This is a genomic window from Falsiroseomonas sp. RANM36, assembly GCF_056682175.1.
In genome coordinates, this window is the sequence record NZ_JBWXTD010000008.1 from 167,341 (window position 1) to 186,905 (window position 19,565).

19 protein-coding genes and 1 pseudogene are annotated in these 19,565 nt (G+C 71.7%); 5 read left to right on the forward strand and 15 right to left on the reverse strand.

Features of this window, described 5'->3' with window-relative positions; translation table 11 throughout:
- Window positions 1–226: 226 nt before the first annotated feature.
- The 4 genes from AC1MIR_RS26450 to AC1MIR_RS26465 all read right to left on the reverse strand — a co-directional run bounded on the left by AC1MIR_RS26450 (window position 227) and on the right by AC1MIR_RS26465 (window position 4,885).
- Complete coding sequence (locus tag AC1MIR_RS26450) at window positions 227–1,306, reverse strand: BMP family ABC transporter substrate-binding protein (RefSeq protein ID WP_480031160.1); 1,080 nt, start codon at window positions 1,304–1,306, stop codon at window positions 227–229.
- Window positions 1,307–1,371: 65 nt separating this feature from the next.
- Complete coding sequence (locus AC1MIR_RS26455) at window positions 1,372–2,289, reverse strand: ABC transporter permease (protein ID WP_480031161.1); 918 nt, start codon at window positions 2,287–2,289, stop codon at window positions 1,372–1,374.
- Window positions 2,286–3,359, reverse strand: a complete 1,074-nt coding sequence (locus AC1MIR_RS26460) for an ABC transporter permease (RefSeq protein WP_480031162.1) — start codon at window positions 3,357–3,359, stop codon at window positions 2,286–2,288. The genes AC1MIR_RS26455 and AC1MIR_RS26460 overlap by 4 nt, the downstream gene beginning before the upstream one ends.
- Entirely contained in the window at window positions 3,356–4,885 is a 1,530-nt protein-coding gene (locus AC1MIR_RS26465; protein ID WP_480031163.1) for an ABC transporter ATP-binding protein, read from the reverse strand. The genes AC1MIR_RS26460 and AC1MIR_RS26465 overlap by 4 nt, the downstream gene beginning before the upstream one ends.
- 41 nt (window positions 4,886–4,926) lie before the next feature.
- On the opposite strand from AC1MIR_RS26465, the pseudogene AC1MIR_RS26470 reads away from it, so the two are divergent.
- Window positions 4,927–5,328, forward strand: a pseudogene (locus AC1MIR_RS26470) (YkvA family protein); the annotation flags it as partial.
- A gap of 4 nt (window positions 5,329–5,332) precedes the next feature.
- Here the strand turns inward: AC1MIR_RS26470 and AC1MIR_RS26475 are convergent.
- The 6 genes from AC1MIR_RS26475 to AC1MIR_RS26500 form a co-directional block, all read right to left on the reverse strand.
- Window positions 5,333–6,901, reverse strand: coding sequence for a TRAP transporter large permease (locus tag AC1MIR_RS26475; RefSeq protein ID WP_480031164.1), 1,569 nt, complete (start codon window positions 6,899–6,901; stop codon window positions 5,333–5,335).
- Window positions 6,898–7,380 carry a TRAP transporter small permease subunit gene (locus tag AC1MIR_RS26480; RefSeq protein ID WP_480031165.1) on the reverse strand — a complete coding sequence of 161 codons (483 nt, stop codon included), beginning with the start codon at window positions 7,378–7,380 and terminating at the stop codon, window positions 6,898–6,900. Before AC1MIR_RS26480 ends, AC1MIR_RS26475 begins: the two co-directional genes overlap by 4 nt.
- A gap of 69 nt (window positions 7,381–7,449) precedes the next feature.
- On the reverse strand, window positions 7,450–8,541 hold the full coding sequence (locus AC1MIR_RS26485) for a TRAP transporter substrate-binding protein (protein ID WP_480031166.1): 1,092 nt from the start codon (window positions 8,539–8,541) through the stop codon (window positions 7,450–7,452).
- An 87-nt stretch (window positions 8,542–8,628) separates the two neighbouring features.
- The gene (locus AC1MIR_RS26490) at window positions 8,629–9,390 is read right to left on the reverse strand and encodes an SDR family NAD(P)-dependent oxidoreductase (RefSeq protein WP_480031167.1); all 762 of its coding nucleotides are present in this window, start codon (window positions 9,388–9,390) and stop codon (window positions 8,629–8,631) included.
- Window positions 9,387–10,163 carry a crotonase/enoyl-CoA hydratase family protein gene (locus AC1MIR_RS26495; protein WP_480031168.1) on the reverse strand — a complete coding sequence of 259 codons (777 nt, stop codon included), beginning with the start codon at window positions 10,161–10,163 and terminating at the stop codon, window positions 9,387–9,389. Before AC1MIR_RS26495 ends, AC1MIR_RS26490 begins: the two co-directional genes overlap by 4 nt.
- Window positions 10,160–10,642 carry a MarR family winged helix-turn-helix transcriptional regulator gene (locus tag AC1MIR_RS26500; RefSeq protein WP_480031169.1) on the reverse strand — a complete coding sequence of 161 codons (483 nt, stop codon included), beginning with the start codon at window positions 10,640–10,642 and terminating at the stop codon, window positions 10,160–10,162. Before AC1MIR_RS26500 ends, AC1MIR_RS26495 begins: the two co-directional genes overlap by 4 nt.
- An 89-nt stretch (window positions 10,643–10,731) precedes the next feature.
- Here AC1MIR_RS26500 and AC1MIR_RS26505 point away from each other — a divergent pair, with 89 nt between their 5' ends.
- The 4 genes from AC1MIR_RS26505 (at window position 10,732) to AC1MIR_RS26520 (ending at window position 14,857) form a co-directional block, all read left to right on the forward strand.
- Entirely contained in the window at window positions 10,732–12,558 is a 1,827-nt protein-coding gene (locus AC1MIR_RS26505) for a feruloyl-CoA synthase (RefSeq protein ID WP_480031170.1), read from the forward strand.
- Window positions 12,555–13,793, forward strand: coding sequence for a thiolase family protein (locus AC1MIR_RS26510; protein WP_480031171.1), 1,239 nt, complete (start codon window positions 12,555–12,557; stop codon window positions 13,791–13,793). Before AC1MIR_RS26505 ends, AC1MIR_RS26510 begins: the two co-directional genes overlap by 4 nt.
- A complete protein-coding gene (locus tag AC1MIR_RS26515; protein WP_480031172.1) occupies window positions 13,780–14,214 on the forward strand; it encodes an acyl-CoA thioesterase in 435 nt (144 codons plus the stop codon). The genes AC1MIR_RS26510 and AC1MIR_RS26515 overlap by 14 nt, the downstream gene beginning before the upstream one ends.
- A gap of 73 nt (window positions 14,215–14,287) precedes the next feature.
- Complete coding sequence (locus AC1MIR_RS26520) at window positions 14,288–14,857, forward strand: hypothetical protein (RefSeq protein WP_480031173.1); 570 nt, start codon at window positions 14,288–14,290, stop codon at window positions 14,855–14,857.
- Between the two features lie 37 nt (window positions 14,858–14,894).
- On the opposite strand, the gene ade is transcribed toward AC1MIR_RS26520, so the two are convergent.
- From ade to AC1MIR_RS26545, 5 genes are all read right to left on the reverse strand, one after another.
- A complete protein-coding gene (ade, locus tag AC1MIR_RS26525; protein WP_480031174.1) occupies window positions 14,895–16,601 on the reverse strand; it encodes an adenine deaminase in 1,707 nt (568 codons plus the stop codon).
- 232 nt (window positions 16,602–16,833) lie between these two features.
- Window positions 16,834–17,475 carry a GTP cyclohydrolase I FolE gene (folE, locus tag AC1MIR_RS26530; protein ID WP_480031175.1) on the reverse strand — a complete coding sequence of 214 codons (642 nt, stop codon included), beginning with the start codon at window positions 17,473–17,475 and terminating at the stop codon, window positions 16,834–16,836.
- A gap of 149 nt (window positions 17,476–17,624) precedes the next feature.
- On the reverse strand, window positions 17,625–18,032 hold the full coding sequence (gene apaG / locus AC1MIR_RS26535) for a Co2+/Mg2+ efflux protein ApaG (RefSeq protein WP_480031176.1): 408 nt from the start codon (window positions 18,030–18,032) through the stop codon (window positions 17,625–17,627).
- 46 nt (window positions 18,033–18,078) lie between these two features.
- A complete protein-coding gene (locus tag AC1MIR_RS26540; RefSeq protein ID WP_480031177.1) occupies window positions 18,079–18,690 on the reverse strand; it encodes a LysE family translocator in 612 nt (203 codons plus the stop codon).
- Between the two features lie 134 nt (window positions 18,691–18,824).
- Window positions 18,825–19,565: DUF1214 domain-containing protein (locus AC1MIR_RS26545; protein ID WP_480031178.1), on the reverse strand; the 741-nt coding region annotated here is incomplete at its 5' end.

Here is a 19,565-nt window from a genome sequence, read left to right on the forward strand (position 1 = left end):
GGGTGACGCTGTCGCAGAACGCGGCGGCGGGCGGCACGGCGCAGTTCATCTACACCAAGGCGACCGGCGCGCTGCAATGGGATGCCGACGGCACCGGCGCGGGCGCGGCCATCACCATCGCCACGCTGTCGAACAAGCCGACGCTCGCGGCGACGGACTTCGTGATCGCCTGACTCGCATCCCCTGTCCCGCGCATGCCGCGCGGGACAGGGGCGTGCGCGTCACGTCACCCCGGGATCGCCGCTTCGATCCCACGATAGAAATAATTCATCGCGCGGATCTGGTCGTCGGTCAGGCGCTGGCCCTGCGCGATCACCTGCGTGCCGTCCTGGCGGACGATCGGGCCCTCGAAGGGATGCAGGCGGCCGCTGGCGATGGCGTCGCGCACGCGCTCGGCCTCGCTGACTTCCTCCGGCGTCATGTTGGTCCAGGGCGCCATGCGGAACATGCCGGAGTTGAGGCCGCCCCAGGTGTCGGTCGGGCGCCAGGTGCCGTCCAGCACCGCGCGCGCGCGCTCGGCGTAGTAGTCGCCCCAGTTGTTCACGCTGCTGGTCAGATGGGCGCGCGGCGCGAAGCGCGTCATGTCGCTCGCCTGGCCGAAGCCGTACACGCCGCGCTGCTCCGCCAGCTGCAGCGGCGCGGGACCGTCGGTGTGGCTGCACAGCACGTCGCAGCCCTGGTCGATCAGCGCGCGCGCCGCATCGGCCTCCCGCGCCGGGTTCGACCAGGCATTCACCCACACCACGCGCACCTTCATCGAGGGATCCACGCTCCACGCCCCGCGCATCACGGTGTTGATGGCGTGTATCACCTCCGGCACGGGGAAGGTGGCGACGTAGCCGATGGTCTTGCTGCGCGACTTGCGCGCGGCGATCACGCCCTGGATGTAGCGGCCTTCGTAGAAGCGGGCGTTGTAGATCGCCATGTTCGGCAGCGTCGTCGGGCCGGTGGCGTTCTCGAAGAAGACGTTGCCGTGCTGCGGCGCCAGGCGCTGCGTCGGCGCGAAATAGGAGAAGCTGGTGGTGAAGATCAGCCGGTGGCCGGTGCGCACCAGCTGCGTCACCACGCGGTCGAAATCGGGGGGCGCGACCGATTCCACCGTGGTGGCGTTCACGCGCTCGCCCAGCACCTCGGCCATGCGGCGGCGGCCCTGGTCGTGCATGTGCGACCAGCCGAAATCGCCGACGGGGCCGATCAGCACGACGCCGACATTCAGGCGCTGCTGCGCCCCGGCATCGCGGCCGAGCGTCGCGGCGCCGGCCAGCGCGCCGGCGCCGGCCATCAGGGTGCGGCGGGAAAGGGACATGGCGGGGGTTCCTTCCGGAAGGGCGGATGTATGGGCGCTGGATTAAGCGAATTTCATGCCGGGCGCTACCGGTCCGGCACGAAGGGCATGCCGAGGCCCGCCGGGCCCGCCGCCCCGCCCCGGCGCAGCCGCATGATCAGCACCAGCACGACGATGGTGATGAGGTAGGGCAGGGCGGACATCAGCTGCGGCGGCACGCGGAAACCCGCGCCCTGCGCATGCAGCTGCAGGATGGTGATGCCGCCGAAAAGATAGGCGCCGAGTGCCGCGCGCCAGGGCAGCCAGGAGGCGAAGACCACGATCGCCAGCGCGATCCAGCCGCGGCCCGCCGTCATGCCGCTGGTCCAGAAGGGCGTCAGCACCAGCGAGAGATAGGCCCCCGCCAGCCCCGCGCAGGCGCCACCGAACAGGATCGCCAGGAAGCGGATGCGCAGCACCTTGTAGCCCAGCGCATGGGCGCTGGCCGCGCTCTCCCCGCAGGCGCGCAGCACCAGCCCTGCCCGCGTGCGCGTCAGGAACCAGGAGACGCCCGCCACCAGCGCGAAGGAGGCATAGACGAAGGGGTCCTGGTTGAAGAGGACCGGGCCGAGGAAGGGGATCTCGGACAGCACCGGGATCTCGATCTTGCCGATGCCCGCCCGCTGCGCCCCGACGAAGCTCGCGCCCACCACGCCCGACAGGCCGAGGCCGAAGATCGTCAGCGCCAGCCCCGCCGCCACCTGGTTCGCCGCCAGCCCGAGCGTCAGCGCCGCGAAGATCGCGGCCATCGCCATCCCCGCCAGCACCGCCGCCGCGACGCCCGCGGCACCCGATCCGGTCGCGATGGCGGCGACGATGCCGCAGGCCGCGCCCATGATCATCATCCCCTCGACGCCGAGGTTCAGCACGCCCGATTTCTCGACCACCAGCTCCCCGATCGCCGCGATCAGCAGCGGCGTGGAGGCGGTGATGACGGTGAGGAGGATCGCTTCCAGCAACGTCATGCCGGCGCACTCCGCACCAGCCGCGGCCGGTAGAGCAGCAGCGTGTCGCAGGCCAGCACGTAGAACAGCAGCAGCCCCTGGAACACGCGCGTCACGTCGAGCGGCAGCTTCAGCATGATCTGCGCGTTCTCCGCGCCGATGAAGGTCACCGCCAGGAACACGCCGGCGACCAGGCACCCCACCGGGTTCAGCCGCCCGAGGAAGGCCACGATGATCGCAGTGAAGCCGTAGCCGGGCGAGATCCCCGGCTGCAGCATCCGCACCGTCCCCGCCGCCTCCAGCACGCCGGCAAGCCCCGCCAGCCCGCCGGAGATCGCGAAGACCGTCCAGGTCAGCCGGTCGGCGCTGAAGCCGGCGAAGCGCGCGGCGCGCGGGGCCTCGCCCACCAGCCTTATCTCGAAGCCCTTCAGCGTGCGCCCCATCAGCACCGCCGCCAGCACGACGACCAGCAGCGCGATGGGCGTGCCGATGTTGAGCCGCCCGCCTTCCATCAGCAGCGGCACGACCGCCTCGGGCTCGAAGGTGACGGTCACCGGCATGTTGAAGCCCTGCGGGTCGCGCCACGGCCCGCGCACCAGCCAGTCCAGCAGCAACTCCGCCACATAGACCAGCATCAGGCTGGTCAGGATCTCGTTCGCGCCGAAGCGCGTCTTGAGCAGGGCCGGGATCAGCGCGAACAGCGCGCCGCCGAGCGCGCCGCACACGAGCATCGCGGGCATGAGCCACGGCCCGTCCGGTTGCCCATGCGTCGCCAGCGCCAGCCAGCCGCCGGCCATGGCCCCGACCAGGAACTGTCCCTCCGCGCCGATGTTCCAGTTGTTGGAGCGGTAGCAGAGCGCGAGCCCGACCGAGATCAGCACCAGCGGCGTCGCCTTCACCGCCACTTCCTGCAGCCCCCAGGAATCCGACAGCGGCAGGATGAAGAACACGGTCAGCGCGTGCAGCGGGTCCTGCCCCATCGCCGCGAAGATGATCACGGCCGAGACCAGCGTCAGCGCAACCGCAAGCAGCGGCGAGAGCAAGCGCAGCGCGACGGGCGTCTCCGCGCGCTTCTCCAGCACCAGCCTCATGCGGCGTGCTCCGCCCGAAAACCCGATCCGCCCATCAGCAGGCCGAGCGATTCGCGCGTCAGTCCCTGCACCGGCAGCGGCGCGGAAAGCTGACCATGAAACATCACCGCGATGCGGTCCGCGATCTCCAGCAACTCGTCCAGGTCCTGGCTGATCGCCAGCACGGCCGCGCCCTCCGCCGCGAGGTCCAGCAGCGCCTGGCGGATGCGTCGCGCCGCGCCGGCATCCACGCCCCAGGTCGGCTGCGCCACCACCAGCACGTCGGGCTTGCGCAGGATCTCCCGCCCCACCGTGAATTTCTGCAGATTGCCGCCGGAGAGCGCACGCGCCTCCGGGTCGCGGCTGCCCTTGCGCAGGTCGAAGACGCGCGTGACCTCGTCCACATAGGCGAGCAGCCGCCCGCGCCGCACGATCCCGCCCGCCAGGAACTCACCCGCCGCATGGCCCGAGAGCAGCGCGTTCTCGCTCAGCGGGAAGCGCGGCGCGGCGGCGTGGCCGAGCCTCTCCTCGGGCACGAAGGCCGCGCCGAGGCGGCGGCGCGCATTGATCCCCTGCCGCCCCACCGGCCGCCTATCCAGCAGCACCGCCTCCGCGCGCGGCGCCAGCCGCTCGCCCGACAGCGCGGCGAAGAGCTCGTCCTGCCCGTTGCCCGCAACACCCGCGATGCCGAGCACCTCGCCGCCATGCAGGTCGAGCGAGACCTCGCGCAGCGCGATGCCATGCGCCTCCGCCGGCGGCAGGGAGAGGCCCGCCACCGCCAGCCGCACCGGCCCGCGCGGCGCCGTCGGCTCGTGCTTCACACCCAGCACCGCGCTGCCGACCATCATGCGCGCGAGGCTCGCCGCGCTTTCCGCGCGCGGGTCGCAGCGCGCCACCACCTTGCCGTGGCGCAGGATGGTCGCGGCCTCGCAGATGCGGCGCACCTCCTCGAGCTTGTGGGAGATGTAGAGAACGGCGCGGCCCTCGGCGCGGATCTTGGCGAGTGTGGCGAACAGCCCCTCGGCTTCCTGCGGCGTCAGCACGGAGGTCGGCTCGTCCAGGATCAGCAGGCGCGGGTCCTGCATCAGGCAGCGCACGATCTCCACGCGCTGCCGCTCGCCCACCGAGAGCTGCCAGACCTCCCGCCGCGGATCGAGCGGCAGGCCATAGGCGCGGCTGGTTTCCGCCAGCCGCTCCGCGATGCGCGGCAGCGGCGCGTCGCCATCCAGCGCCAGCGCCACGTTCTCCGCGACCGTCATCGCCTCGAACAGCGAGAAGTGCTGGAACACCATGCCGATGCCGAGGCGCCGCGCCTCCCGCGGGCCATGCAGCACCACGGGCGCGCCCTGCCACAGGATGCGCCCGGCATCGGGCTGCAGCAGGCCGTAGAGCATCTTCACCAGCGTGGACTTGCCCGCGCCGTTCTCGCCGAGCAGGGCGTGGATCTCGCCCGGCATGACCGAGAGGTCCACATGGTCGTTCGCCGCCAGCGCGCCGTAGCGCTTGACGATCTGCTGGGCTTCGACCAGTGGCGGCGGGGCAGGCATCGGCGCGCCTGCTTAACCGTGCGCCGCCGGCTTGGGAAGCGCGAAGGACGATGCTGCGGCGGGCGAAGGATCGGGCGAAGCATTGGGCGCGCGGGCTGAAGCGGGACGTGCACGCGGTCTGGCTGGCGGCGCGCCATCCCCGCACGCCCTGGCATGCCAAGGCGCTGGCGCTGGCGGTCGCGGCCTATGCCCTCTCGCCGATAGACCTGATCCCCGACTTCATTCCCGTGCTGGGTTACCTGGACGACCTGCTGATCGTCCCGCTCGGCGTCCTGGCGGTGACGTGGCTGATCCCGCCCGATGTGCTGGCCGAGTGCCGCGCGGCCGCGGAAGCCGCGGAAGGGCGGCCGCGCAGCCGGGCGGGTGCCGCGGCGATCATCATGCTCTGGCTGGCCGCGGCGGCGCTGCTGCTGTGGTGGCTGTGGCCCGCTTCCGGCTGGTAGGCGATCAGAACAGCACGCCGGGCAGCCAGGTCGCCAGGCCGGGGAAGGCCATCACCATCCCGACGGCCAGCAGCTGCAGCAGCACGAAGGGCACGACGCCGCGATAGATGTCGCCCGTGCCCACCCATTTCTGCGCGACGCCGCCGAGATAGAACAGCGAGAAGCCGAAGGGCGGCGTCAGGAAGCTGGTCTGCAGGTTCAGCGCGATCAGCACCGCCAGCCAGATCGGGTCGATGCCCATCGCCAGCAGCACGGGGCCGACGATCGGCACGACGATGATGGTGATCTCCACGAAGTCGAGGAAGAACCCCATCACGAACATCACCGCCATCACCGCCAGCAGCGCGCCCCATTGCCCGCCGGGAATGGCCGAGAGCAGCTCCTTCACCGTCTCCTCGCCGCCCAGGCCGCGGAACACCAGGCTGAACAGCGTCGCCGCGATCAGGGTGGCGAAGATCATCGCCGTGATGGTCATGGTGGTGTGCGAGACGGCGGCGAGCACCCCGCCCCGCAGGCAGCGCCACAGCGCCACGGCCACGCCATAGCCGAGGCCCGCGCACAGCACCGCCGCGACGCCGAGCGCCACCTGGTCCGCCAGCGGCGGCGCCGCGCGGCCGAGGCGGAGATCGAAGAACACGCCGAGCAGCACCACGCCCACCGCGCAGAGCGCCCCGAGATGGATCGGCCAGAGCCGCCCCGGCTGGCGCAGCCCCGCCAGCATCGTCGCGCCGATCGCGCCCACCGCCGCGGCTTCCGTGGGTGTCGCGACGCCGCCGAGGATGGAGCCGAGCACGGCGACGATCAGCACCATCGGCGGCAGCAGCGCGCCCAGCAGCTCGCGCGTCGAGATGCGCGCCGCCTCCGCCTTCGGGATCGCCGGCGCGAGCTCCGGCCGGAGGAAGGCGATGACGAGCTGATAGAGGATGTAGAACCCCACCAGCATCAGCCCCGGGATCATCGAGCCGGCGAAGAGCTGCCCGACCGAGACCGTCTCCACCGAGAATTTTCCCTGCGCGAGCTGCGCCTGCTGGTAGGCGGCCGCGATCACCTCGCCCAGGATCACCATCACGGTGGAGGGCGGGATGATCTGGCCCAGCGTGCCGGCCGCGCAGATGGTGCCGCAGGCGAAGCGCTTGTCGTAGCCGCGGCGCAGCATCGCCGGCAGCGCCATCAGCCCCATCGTCACCACCGTCGCGCCGACGATGCCGGTGGAGGCCGCGAGCAGCGCGCCGACGACGGAGACGCTGATCGCCAGCCCGCCGCGCACCGTGCCGAACAGCCGGCCCATCGCCTCCAGCAGTTCCTCCGCGATGCGGGAGCGTTCGAGCATGATGCCCATGAAGACAAACAGCGGGATCGCCACCAGCGTCTCGGTCGTCATCGTGCCGAAGATGCGCTGCGCCAGCGCGGCGAGCAGGAAGCTGTCGAAGACGCCGAAGAGGATGCCGAGTCCGCCGAAGACGATGGCGCAGCCGGTCAGGATGAAGGTGACGGGAACGCCCGTGAGGATCAGCAGGCAGAGCGCGCCGAACATGAGCAGGTCCAGCACCTGCCCGATCGCGGCCGTGGTCATGCGCTGCCCGTATGCGCGCGATGCGGAAAGTGGTTCCCGGCCGCGCCTGTCAGCACCGCGACGCAGCGGATCGCGATGGAGACCGCCTGCGCCGCCAGCAGGATCGCCATCAGCGGGATCAGCGACTTCAGCGCCGGCACCAGCGGCACGCCGCCATAGGCCATCGGCCCCTCGCCCTGCCGCCAGGACGCGGCGGCATAGCCCCAGGAGCCCCAGATCACCAGCGCGCAGAAGGGCAGCACGGCGATCAGGATGGAAACCAGGTCCACCGCCGCCTTCCGGCGCATGGACCAGCCGGCATAGAGCACGTCCACGCGCACATGCTGATCCACGAGATAGGTGTAGCCGATCGCCAGCATGAAGAGCGTGGCGTGCAGGTAGATCACGCTCTCCTGCATCCACACGAAGGAGGAGGCGAAGGCGTAGCGCAGCACCACCACCACGAACTGCGCCAGCACCACCGCCAGCGCGAGCCACATGACAGCGCGAGCGAGCCAGCGGCTCGCGGTGTCATGGGCGTCGGCGAGTTTCAGCAGAAGGCTCAGCGCTTACCCCCAGCGGATCGGGAGCGCCCGCGCCTGGAAGTTGGCGCCGTAGGACTGCATCATGTAGCCCTGGCTGCGGTTGCGGAATTCCGCGTAGCTGTCGGCCACCTTCTTCACCGTCGCGTCGCTCGATCCGCGATACTCCGCCAGGATCTCGCCCGCCGAATTGCCGAGCGCGATCAGCACGTCGCGCGGCACCTCGCGCGGGATCACGCCGTGGCGGGAGACCAGCTCGGCCAGGGCGCGCGGATGGTTCGCGTCGTATTCGGTGGTGATCTCCTCCGCCACCGACTGGCAGGCGAAGCGCACCGCGGCCTTCAGGTCGTCCGGCAGCGCGTTCCAGCGCGCCATGTTGATGCCGATCTCCTCCGCGCTCGAGGGCTCTTGCACGCCGGGCCAGTAGTAGTTCTTGGTCACCTGGTGCAGCCCGAGCGGCGCGTCGCTGAAGGGGCCGAGGAATTCCGCCGCGTCGATCGTGCCGGACTGCAGCGCCGCGAAGATCTGGCCGGCAGGCAGGGTGACGACGGACGCGCCGGCGCGCCGGAACATCTCGCCGCCGAGGCCGGCGGTGCGGAAGCGCAGGCCACGCAGGTCCTCGATAGTGTTGATCTCGCGGCGGAACCAGCCGAACCACTGCGGGCCGCTGTCGCCGGTGTTGAACGGCTTCACGCCGAAGCGCGCATAGACCTCGTCGTAGAGCGCCTGGCCGCCGCCATGCATCATCCAGGCCTGCCGCTCATAGACGGTCATGCCGTAGGGGAAGCTGCCGAAGAAGCCGATGGCCGGCGACTTGGCGATCCAGAAGCTCGGCACGCCGTGATACAGGTCGGCCGTGCCGGCGGCCACCGCGTCGAAGGCGCCGGGCGCGGGCACCACCTCGCCGGCGGCGAAGAGGCGGACGGTGATGCGGCCCGCGGTCACGGCGCCGATGCGGTCCGCCACCTTCTGCGCCGCGACGCCCGGCCCCGGCAGGTTGCGCGGCCAAAGGGTGACCATGCGCCACTCGATCCGGCCCTGGGACAGCGCCGGCGTGGCCAGCGTTGCGGTGGCGATGCCGCCCGCGGCGGCCCCGCTGATCAATCCACGGCGGTTCATCGTGCCTGCCTCTCCCGTTCGTGTCGGAAGTTCTTTTGTCGCAAGGGGAGCGGGGCCGCGCAAGCGGCCCGTCAGGCAGCCTGTCCGTCAGGCAGGGGGCAGCCGCAGCGCGCCGTCCAGCCGGATCGTCTCCCCATTGAGCAGCGGGTTCTGGGCGACGGCCAGCACCATCGCCGCGAACTCGTCCGGCCGGCCGAGCCGCTGCGGGAACAGCGGCTGCTTCCCCAGGCTCTCGCGCGCCTCCGGCGCCAGCCCGTCCATCAGCGGCGTGTGGATCAGGCCGGGCGCGATGGTGACGATGCGCACGCCGAAGCGTGCCAGCTCGCGCGCCGCGGGCAGCGTCAGCCCGACGACGCCGCCCTTCGAGGCCGAATAGGCCGCCTGCCCGATCTGCCCTTCGAAGGCGGCGATGGAGGCGGTGTTCACCACCAGCCCGCGCTCGCCATCCTCCAGCGGCTCGTTCGCCGTCATCTTCGCCGCCGCCAGGCGCAGCAGGTTGAAGGTGCCGACCAGGTTCACCCGGATCACGCGCGCGAAGAGCGCCAGGTCATGCGGCCCGTTGCGACCCGCCACGCGCGCGGCCGGCGCGATGCCCGCGCACGAGACGGCGATGCGCAGCGGTGCCAGCGCTGCCGCCTGTTCCACCGCCGCCGCGACCGGCGCTTCCTCCGCCACGTCGCCCGCGGCCGCGACGCCGCCGATGCGCGCGGCGACGGTCTGCGCCTTGGCCGCGTCGATGTCGAGCACCACCACCTTCGCGCCCGCCGCGGCCAGCGCCTCCGCCGTCGCCGCGCCGAGCCCCGATCCGCCGCCGGAGACGATGGCGGATGCGCCCCGAAAACTCTTCATCGGTCCTCTCCCGCCTTCGGTGCGCGCTTCTCGAGGAAGGCCGCGAGCCGCGCCTGCGCCTCCGGTCCCGTCTGCGCCAGCGCCGCGACCAGGCTCTCCACGAACAGACCGTCCGCTTCCGCCATGTCCTGGATGCGCGGCAGCGCCTGCAGCACGCCGAGCACCGTCAGCGGCGCCGCCTGCGCCACCTTCGCGGCGAGCTCGCGCGCCTTCGCCACCGCGCCGCCCTCGGCCTCGACATAGGTGACGAGGCCCGCGCGCTCCGCCGCGGCGGCGTCCAGCGCACGGCCGGTCAGCATCATGTCCGTCATCCGCGCCGCCCCGAGCAGCCGGGCGACATGCACGCTCGCGCCGCCGCCGACGAAGATTCCCCGCGTGCCCTCCGGCAGGGCGAAGAAGGCGGTGCTGTCGGCCACGCGGATATGGCAGGCGGCGGCCAGCTCCAGCCCGCCGCCGACGCAGGCGCCGTGGATCGCGGCGATCGCCGGCACGTCGCCCTCGCGGAGCCTGCGGAACACGCGATGCCAGCCGCGCGAGTGCCGAAAGACCTCCTCCGCGCTGCGCGCCTTGTGCTCGGAGAGATCGAGCCCGGCCGAGAAGCACGGCCCGTTGCCGTGGATGACGATGGCGCGCGCGTCGCGCTGCGCCTGCGCCACGGCATCCTCCAGCGCGGCGAGCAGCGCGTCGCTGATCGCGTTGCGCTTCGCCGGGCGGTTCAGCGCGATGGTCGCGACCGCGCCGTCCAGCGAAAGGGTGACGAGGGGCTCGCTCATCCGCCGGCGATCCGGCGCAGCGCGTTGAGCAGCGCGGCGCGTTCGGCCTCCTCCATGCCGTCGCAGAGGCTCGCTTCCACCAGCGCTTCCTGCGCCTTGGCGCGCTTCAGCAACGCGCGGCCGGCCGGCGTCAGGCGCAGCAGGTTCGCGCGGCGGTTCCGGGAATCCTCAACGCGGCGGATCAGCCCTTCCGCCTCCAGCCCCGCCAGCAGCACGGCGAGGTTCGGCGGCTTGACGCGCAGCGCCTCCGCCAGGGCGGATTGCCGGATCGCCGGATGCGCCTCCAGCAGCAGCAGCGCGCCGAGCCGGCCGGGCGTGAGGCCGAGCGGCGCCATCGCGCGGTGGAAGGCGTCGAAGGCCGATTGCTGCGCCAGGCGCAGCCAGAAGCCCAGCCGGTCGTCGAGCGGCGGCGGCACCGGCGTCACGGCGACGCCGGCGGCGGGCGGCAGGGTCTCGGCGCGGCGACGGAGCGTGGACATCCATGGCAGTATGCGAAGCGTCGCCCGCTCTTGGAAGGGGGGCGGCACCGGATTATTATGTCGCATAACAAATTCACTGGAGGAGCGGGATGTCCGCGCTCAGCAAGCCGGAAGCACCTCGCAGGCCGCTCGGGCCCGGCCCGGTGCGCTTCGCCCGGCGCGCGGATGGCGCGCTGCTCGTCACGCCGGAAGGCACGCTCGGCGCCTATCCGCGGCGCCTGACGGAGCGGCTGGAGCATTGGGCCGCCGTCGCGCCGGACCGCACGCTGGTCGCGAAGCGCGATCCCGCGCTCGGCGGCGACTGGCGACGCATTTCGTACGGGGAGATGCTGGCGAAGGTGCGCGCCGTGGGGCAGGCGCTGCTGGATCGCGGCCTGTCGGCGGAGCGGCCGCTGGCGATCCTCTCGGGCAACTGCCTCGACCAGTTCGTGCTGACGCTGGCGGCGCTGCATGTCGGCGTGCCCGTCGCGCCGGTCTCGCCCTCCTATTCGCTGCTCGCGACGGATTTCGCCAAGCTGCGCCACTGCCTTGCGCTGCTGATGCCCGGCCTCGTCTTCGCCAATGACGGCGCGCGCTTCGCGAAGGCGATCGCGGCGGCGGTGCCGGCGGGAACGGACGTGCTGGACGCGCAGGGTTTTCGCGCGCTGCTCGCCACCGTGCCGACCGCGGCGGTGGATCGTGCGGCGGAGGCCGTGGATCCGGATGCGCCGGCGAAGATCCTGTTCACCTCCGGCTCCACCGGCCAGCCCAAGGGCGTGATCAACACGCAGCGCATGCTCTGCTCCAACCAGCAGATGATCCGCGAGGCCTTCCCCTTCATGGCGGAGGAGCCGCCGGTGCTGCTGGACTGGCTGCCCTGGCACCACACCTTCGGCGGCAACCACAACACCGGCATCGCGCTCTACAACGGCGGGACGCTCTACATGGACGAAGGCCGCCCGGTGCCCGGCGGCTTTTCGGAGTCGCTGCGCAACCTGCGCGAGATCGCGACTACCATCTACTTCAACGTCCCCCGCGGCTTCGAGGAGGTGGTGCACCACCTGAAGCAGGACGCCGCGCTGCGCCGCATCTTCTTCTCTCGCGTGCGGATGATGTTCTACTCGGCGGCCGGCCTGCCGCAGCATGTCTGGGACGAGCTGGACCGCATGGCGCTCGCTGAACGTGGCGCGAAAATCCCGATGATCACCGGGCTCGGCGCGACCGAGACCGCGCCCTTCTGCCTGGTGGTGCGCGAGGATTTCTCCGAATCCGGCGCGGTCGGCCTGCCCGTGCCGGGGATCGCGATGAAGCTCGCCCCGGTCGGCGACAAGATGGAGGCGCGCGTGCGCGGCCCCTCCATCACGCCGGGCTACTGGCGCAACCCCGAGGCCACGCGCGCCGCCTTCGACGAGGAAGGCTTCTACCGCTTCGGCGACGCGCTGGTGCCGCTCGATCCCGCCGACCTGCACAAGGGCTTCCGGTTCGACGGCCGCATCACGGAGGATTTCAAGCTCTCCACCGGCACCTGGGTCAGCGTCGGCCCGCTGCGCGCGAAACTCGTCGCGGCGCTCGCGCCGTACGTGAAGGACGTGGTGATCGCCGCGCCGGACCGCGACGAGCTCGCCGCCATCCTGCTGCCGGAACCCGAGGCCGTCGCGCGCATCGTGCCGCAAGGCGAGGATGCCGCGACGCATCCCGCGCTCCGCGCCGAGCTCTCGGCGAAGCTCGCGGCACTCGCGAAGACCGCCACCGGCAGCAGCCAGCATGTCGCGCGCGCGACGCTGCTGACCGCGCCGCTCTCCCTCGACGCCGGCGAGATCACCGACAAGGGCAGCGTCAACCAGCGCGCGGTGCTCGCACGCCGCGCCGCGCTGGTCGAGGACCTTTTTTCGAGCACGCCGCCGCCCCACGTCATCACGATCGGGACCACGCCATGACCGCGCTGCACACCGCCTGGGACGACGCCTGGCTGCTCGCCGGCGCGCGCACGCCCTTCGCCGATCTCTCCGGGCCACTCGCGCAGATCTCGCCGACCGATCTCGGCATCAAGGCCGCGCGCGCCGCGCTGGACAAGGCGCAGGCGCGTGGCGAGGAGATCGGCTACGTCGTCGCCGGTTCCGTCGCGCAGGCCAGCTTCGACGCCTACATGCTGCCGCGCCATATCGGCCTTTATGCCGGCGCGCCGCAGGACGTGCCCGCGCTGCTGGTTCAGCGCGTCTGCGGCACGGGGATCGAGGCGATCATCCAGGCCGCGATCGCCGTGGACCGGCAGAATGCAGGCCTCGCGCTCGCCGTGGGCGCGGAAAGCATGAGCCGCAATCCCATCGCCGCCTACACGCATCGCAGCGGCTTCGGCCTCGGCGCGCCGGTGGAGTTCAAGGATTTCCTGTGGGAGGCGCTGCTCGATCCCGGCTGCGGCCTGACCATGGGCGGCACGGCGGAGGAGCTCGCGAAGCGCGGCAACATCACGCGCGCCGAGGTGGACGCCTTCGCCAGCCGCAGCTTTTCCCGCGCGCTGGCCGCACGCGAGGCCGGATTCTTCGATGACGAGATTTCTGCCGTGGTCACCGAAACATTCCGTCGCGAGGGCATGCAGGATCGCGGGATCGCACTCCCGAGGAAGATCGAAAGCGTGGCAGCCGACACCCACCCGCGCCCCTCGCCGGTGGAGGCACTCGGAAAAATCAGGCCGGCTTTCGGCGGCGTGCAGACCGGCGGCAATTCCTCCGCCGTGGTGGATGGCGCAGCCGCCGCGATCGTCGCTTCCCGCGCCGGCGCGAACGGCCGCAAGCCGCTCGCGCGCCTGCTCGCCGGCTGCGCCGTGGGCTGCCCGCCGGAGATCATGGGCATCGGGCCCGTCCCCGCCATCAAGGCCCTGCTGGAACGCACCGGCCTCGCGCTGCACGACATCGCGCTCATCGAGATCAACGAGGCCTTCGGCGCGCAGGTCATGGCCTGCGCCCGCGCCCTCGACCTGGACGAGGCGCGGCTCAACGTGAATGGCGGCGCGATCGCCATCGGCCACCCGCTCGCCGCCACCGGCATCCGGCTTGCGCTCACCTGCGCGCGGGAGCTTGCGCGGCGCGGCGCGCGCTACGGCATCGCCTCCGCCTGCATCGGCGGCGGCCAGGGCATCGCGCTCCTGCTGGAGAATCCCCATGCCGCCGCCTGAGCCGAGCTTCGTGCATCGCCGCGCCGTCACCATCGAATGGGGCGATTGCGATCCCGCGGGCATCGTCTTCTATCCGCGCTACTTCGCGATGTTCGACGCCTCCACCGCCTTCCTCCTCCAGGCCGCGCTCGGCATGCCGAAGATCGCCTGGACGCGGAAGTTCGGCATCCTCGGCATTCCCATGGTGGACACCCGGGCGACGTTCAGCGTGCCGAGCGCCCATGGCGACGAGGTGGTCATCGAAAGCCGCGTCACCGCCTTCCGCCGCTCCGCCTTCGATGTGGAGCACCGGTTGCTGAAGGCCGACGGCGCGCTCGGCGTGGAAGGCTTCGAGACCCGCGTCTGGACCGTGCGCGACAAGGAAACCGGCCGCATCCGCTCCGCCCCGATCCCGGCGGAGGTCATCGAGGCATTCGCGTGAAACCGGCGCCTGCCCGCTGGAAGCGCGCGCCGCCCGGCGCCATGATGGCGGCCACGACAGAGGAGGGCCCGACATGTCCGAAGGCATCCTGAAGGGGCGCGAGCGCGCGCTCGAGGAAGCGTTCTTCGCCCAGCAGGAGCAGGCGCTGCTGCACAGCCTGCGCGAGGCGGACCGCAACAAGTCCCGCAAGGAGGCCATCGCCGCCGCGCTGCCGATCCGCGACGAGGCGCTGCTCGACCGGCTGGTGGAGCTCGATCTCGGCCCGCAGAGCGTGGCGGCGCTGGCGCTGGCGCCGCTGGTCTTCGTCGCCTGGGCGGATGGCTCGCTCGAACCTTCCGAGAAGGACGCGGTGCTGCGCGCCGCGCGCGAGGCCGGCCTGGCGAAGCAGCCGGAGGCGATGGCGCTGCTGGAACACTGGCTGAAGGCGCCGCCCTCGCCGAAGTTGCGGGAGGCCTGGCACGACTACGCCGCGTCCATCGTTGCCACCCTGCCGGCGGAATCGCGCGCGACGATGGCGGGCGTCACCATCGGCCGAGCCCGTCTCGTGGCCGAGGCCGCGGGCGGCTTCCTCGGCCTCGGTAGCCGCATCTCCGATGCCGAGAAGAAGGTCCTGGCGGAGCTGGAAAAGGTGCTGCTTGGCTGAAGGGGCTCCGGGGACGATCATCGTCCCCGGCAAACTCTCAGTCGATCAGGACGAAGCGATCCACGTCCACCATCCCGCGGTCGGTGATCTTAAGGTGCGGGATCACGGGCAGGGCGAGGAAGGCCAGTTGCAGGAAGGGCTCGTCCAGCGTCACGCCGAGCGAGCGTGCGGCGGCGCGCAGGGCGAAGAGTTCCGTCTGCACGTCCTCGAAGGTTTTCAGGCTCATCAGGCCGGCGATGGGCAGGGCGACTTCCGCCAGCACCTGGCCGCCGGCGGCGACCACGAAGCCGCCCTCGATCTCGCCGAGGCGGTTGCAGGCCAGCGCCATGTCGTCCTCGCTGGCGCCGACCACGGCGATGTTGTGGTGGTCGTGGCAGACGGTGGAGGCGATGGCGCCGTGCTGCAGCCCGAAGCCTTTCACGAAGCCGACGGCGCGGTTGCCGTTCACGCCGTGCCGCTCGACGATGGCGATCTTCGCCAGGTCGGCGGCGGGGTTGGCGACGGAGGCGCCGTTCTCCACCGGGAGCGTCGCCTCCAGCCGCTCCGTGATGATGCGGCCGGGGAGGATGCCGATCACGGGGCTTGGCGCGTTGGGCGCGGGGCGGCGGAAATCGGCGGCGGAGACACGCGGCGCCCGCACGCTGCCGCGGGCGATGGGCGGGATCGTCTCGCGCCGGGCGAAGGCGGCGTCATCCGCCACGACGCCGCCGCAGAGCACGAGCCGGGCGCGGCAGTTTTCGAGCGCATCGAGGGCGACGATGTCGGCGCGCCAGCCCGGGGCGATCAGGCCGCGATCGGCGAGCCCGAAGATCCGCGCGGCGGAGTGGCTGGCGGCGCGATAGACGGCCAGCGGCTCGGCACCGAGGGCGATGGCGGTGCGGATCATGTGGTCCAGGTGGCCGTGCTCGGCGATGTCGAGCGGGTTGCGGTCGTCCGTGCAGAAGGCGAGGAAGGGCGCGTGCCGCTCCGTGATGATCGGCGCCAGGGCGTGCAGGTCCTTGGAGACGGAGCCCTCCCGCACCAGGATCGCCATGCCCTTGGAGAGCTTTTCGAGCGCCTCCGCGGCGCTCGTCGCCTCGTGGTCGGTGCGGATGCCGGCGGCCAGGTAGCCGTTCAGCTCCATCCCGCGCAGCAGCGGCGCGTGGCCATCGATGTGCCGGCCCTGGAAGGCGCGCAGCTTGGCGAGGCACTCCGGGTCGCCATGCAGCACGCCGGGATAGTTCATGAACTCGGCCAGCCCGATCACCTTCGGATGCTGCGCGAGCGGCAGCAGGTCCGCAGCCGTGAGCCGCGCGCCGGAGGTCTCCATCTCGGTCGCCGGCACGCAGCTGGAGAGCTGCACGCGCAGGTCCATCACGGTGCGTTCGGCCGCCTCAAGGAAGTAGCGGATGCCCTGGATGCCGGCGACGTTGGCGATCTCGTGCGGGTCGCAGATCGCCGTGGTGACGCCGCGCGGGGTGACGCAGCGGTCGAATTCGAAGGGCGTGACCAGGGAGGATTCGATGTGCAGATGCGTGTCGATGAAGCCGGGCACCAGGACCAGGCCCGAGACGTCGATCTCCTGCCGGCCCTGGTAGGTGCCATGCGTGCCGACGATCCGGTCGGCGCAGATCGCGACGTCGGTCTCCGTCAGCGCGCCCGTGACCAGGTCGAAGACGCGGCCGCCCTTGAGCACCAGGTCGGCCGGCGTGGCGCCCCTGCCTTGTTCGATGGCCGCGGCGATGTCGGCTGCGAGCCTCTGCATGGTGGGTCCCGTCCCGGAACGAGGGCGCGTCGCGTGGGCCTGGTGGCGGCCGTTGCGCGCGTGTTCGGGGAGGTTGCCAAGCCGCGGCGCATCCGTCGAGCGACGTGAGGGCAGCCGCGTGCAGGCTTTTTTGTTTCGTTGTCGTGATGCGGGCGGGGAGGTGGTTCTTTGGTCCGGGAGCCCCCCCTCACCCAACCCTCCCCCCTGCGGGGGAGAGGGCTTTTGGGGAAGGTCAGCCCTCGGTGCCGGGGCGGGGGGCGGCGACCATGGCGAGGAACTCGCGGCGGGTGGAGGCGTCGTCGCGGAAGGCGCCGAGCATGCGGCTGGTGACCATGGTCACGCCAGGCTTGTGGACGCCGCGGGTGGTCATGCACTGGTGCGCGGCCTCGACCACCACGGCGACACCCTTGGGCTTGAGGACGTCGTTGATGGTGTTCGCGATCTGCGCCGTCATCTTCTCCTGGATCTGCAGGCGCCTGGCATAGGCCTCGACCACGCGGGCGAGCTTGCTGATGCCGACCACGCGGCCATTCGGCAGGTAGGCGACATGCACCTTGCCGAGGATCGGCGCCATGTGGTGCTCGCAGGTGGATTCCAGGCGAATGTCGCGCAGCAGCACCATCTCGTCATAGCCGTCCGTCTCCTCGAAGGAGCGGGCGAGGAGCTCGACCGGGTCTTCCTCGTAGCCGCAGAACCATTCGCGATAGGCGCGGGCGACGCGGGCGGGCGTGTCCTGCAGGCCCTCGCGGCTGGGGTCGTCGCCGGCCCAGCGCAGCAGGGTGCGGATGGCGTCCTCGGCCTGCTCGCGGGTCGGGGGGGCCTCGGCACCGGGCTTCGCCTTCGCGAGCTGGCGGGGGGGCGTCTGGATGTTCACGTTCAAGGGTCCTTGGGCTTGCGCCCCTTGCAGGGACGGCGGCGGGGTCCGTGCCGCCGGGTCACGGCGCCTTCCTCGCCCGGTCACATGGGGGGTGGGGCCGATCACGCAATAGCGGCGCGGGCGGCCGCGGGAGGCCCGGCGCCCGCTCAATGCAGGCGGCTGGTGGCCTGGTGGGGACTGTCGAGGCTGAAGGCGGGGATGGCGACGTCGAAGCCCTCGCCGGTCGCCGTGACGACCATGTGATAGGCGCCGCGCATGAAGCCGGACGGTGTCGCGAGCGGGGTTCCGGAGGTGTATTCGAAGTTCTGGCCGGGCTCGAGCACCGGCGTCTCGCCCACCACGCCCTCGCCCTGCACCTGCTGGGTGCGGCCGAGCCCGTCGGTGATGAACCAGGTGCGGCGGAGCAGTTGCACCGTCTCCTTCCCCTCATTGACGATGGCGACGCGGTAGGCCCAGACGAAATGGGCGCGGTCCGGTTCCGACTGGTCGGCCAGGTAGAAGGCGCGCACCGAGACTCGGATGCCGCGGGTGGTCTCGGTGTAGGTCTCGGCCATGGCAGGGCACTCCGGGGCGGCGCGTGGCGTGCGGCGGGCGCCTCTGTCAAGTGCCGCGGCGCAGCGCCACCGCCAGGCCGGCGCCGACCAGCACCGTGCCGCCGATGCGGTTGAGCGCGCGTCGCAGCGCCGGGCGGCGCACGGCGCCGGAGAGCCGCGCGGCCAGCAGCGCATAGGCGGCGGCGTTCAGCGCGGCAAGGGTGACGAAGGTCGCGACCAGGATCGCGGCCTGCGTGGCGAAGGGCCGCGCGGGATCGATGAACTGCGGCACGAAGGCGACGAAGAAGACGATCCCCTTCGGATTGAGCGCGGTGACGACATAGGCCTCCCGCATCGCGCGGCGGGCCGGGAGCGGCGGAGCGGCGGCGGCGTCCACCGGGGCGCGCCAGAGCTTCACGCCGAGATACACGAGATAGGCGGCGCCGGCCCATTTCAGCAGGGCGAAGGCGGTGCCGGAGGCGGCGAGCAGCGCGCCCATGCCGGCCAGCGAGAGGCTCATCGCCGTCAGGTCGCCGAGCGCCACGCCGGCGGCGAGCGGCAGCGCGTTGCGGGCGCCGCCGCCGAGCGACTGGCCGATGACCAGCAGGATGGTGGGGCCCGGGATCAGCAGCATCGCCGTCGCCGCGGCGACGAAGGCAAGCCAGGGGGTGAGGTCCATCGGGGCGGTTCCGCCAGTCGGTGCCGGCAGAGCACACCATGCGGGGCCGGCGCGGGGCAATCCCGCGCGGCGCGGGGCGCGGGGGGGGGGGGGGGGGGGGGCGCCCGGCCGGGCCGCCCGCGCCAGATGCGGCCTCAGCCCGCGCGGGTCACCGCGGGGGGCTGCCAGGTGCCGTTCAGGATCGTCGGGTCACCCTCGTCCGCCCAGTAGAGCCGCATCATCAGCTGGAACCGGCCCCGCGGCGCCGGCAGCCAGTTGGATTCCCGCTCCGTGCCCGGCGAGTCCGCCTGGATCAGCAGGTCCACCGATCCGTCCGGGTTCTTCTTGAGGTCCTGGCGCGGGCTGATGGAGTAGCGGTTGATCGGGTTGGCGACGAAGAAGAAGTCCTCGTCGTACATCGTCACCGACCAGAAGCCCTGCACCGGCGGCGTCCGGCCGGCCGGGAAGCGGATCACGTAGCGGTTCGCCCCGCTATAGGCGCTGCCCGCCGCATCGGCCTTGGAGACGGGATAGACCGCGTCCTGCGGCCGGTTGGCGCCGAGGCCGATCGCGGTCACCAGCGCCCGCTGCAGGTAGTTGGTGCCGTAGAGGCCGGTCTTGGTCGTGAAGGCCCAGCCGTTCACGTCCTGGATGTCGCCGCCGCTGAAGCGGAAATGCAGCATGATCCGGTCGAAGGCGATCTGCGGCACGCGCGCGCCGAAATCGGGGTGCAGCTTCGTCCGGTCGAAATCCTGCCCCGGCACCAGGCCGAGCTGCGCGAGCTTCGGCAGCATCGGCGCATCCGCCGCGGCCGGCGGGTTCGCCTTCATCAGCTGCGCCATCAGCGCGAAGTAGTCGGGCAGCGCCATGCGGTTGACCTGGTCGCGCACCGCGGT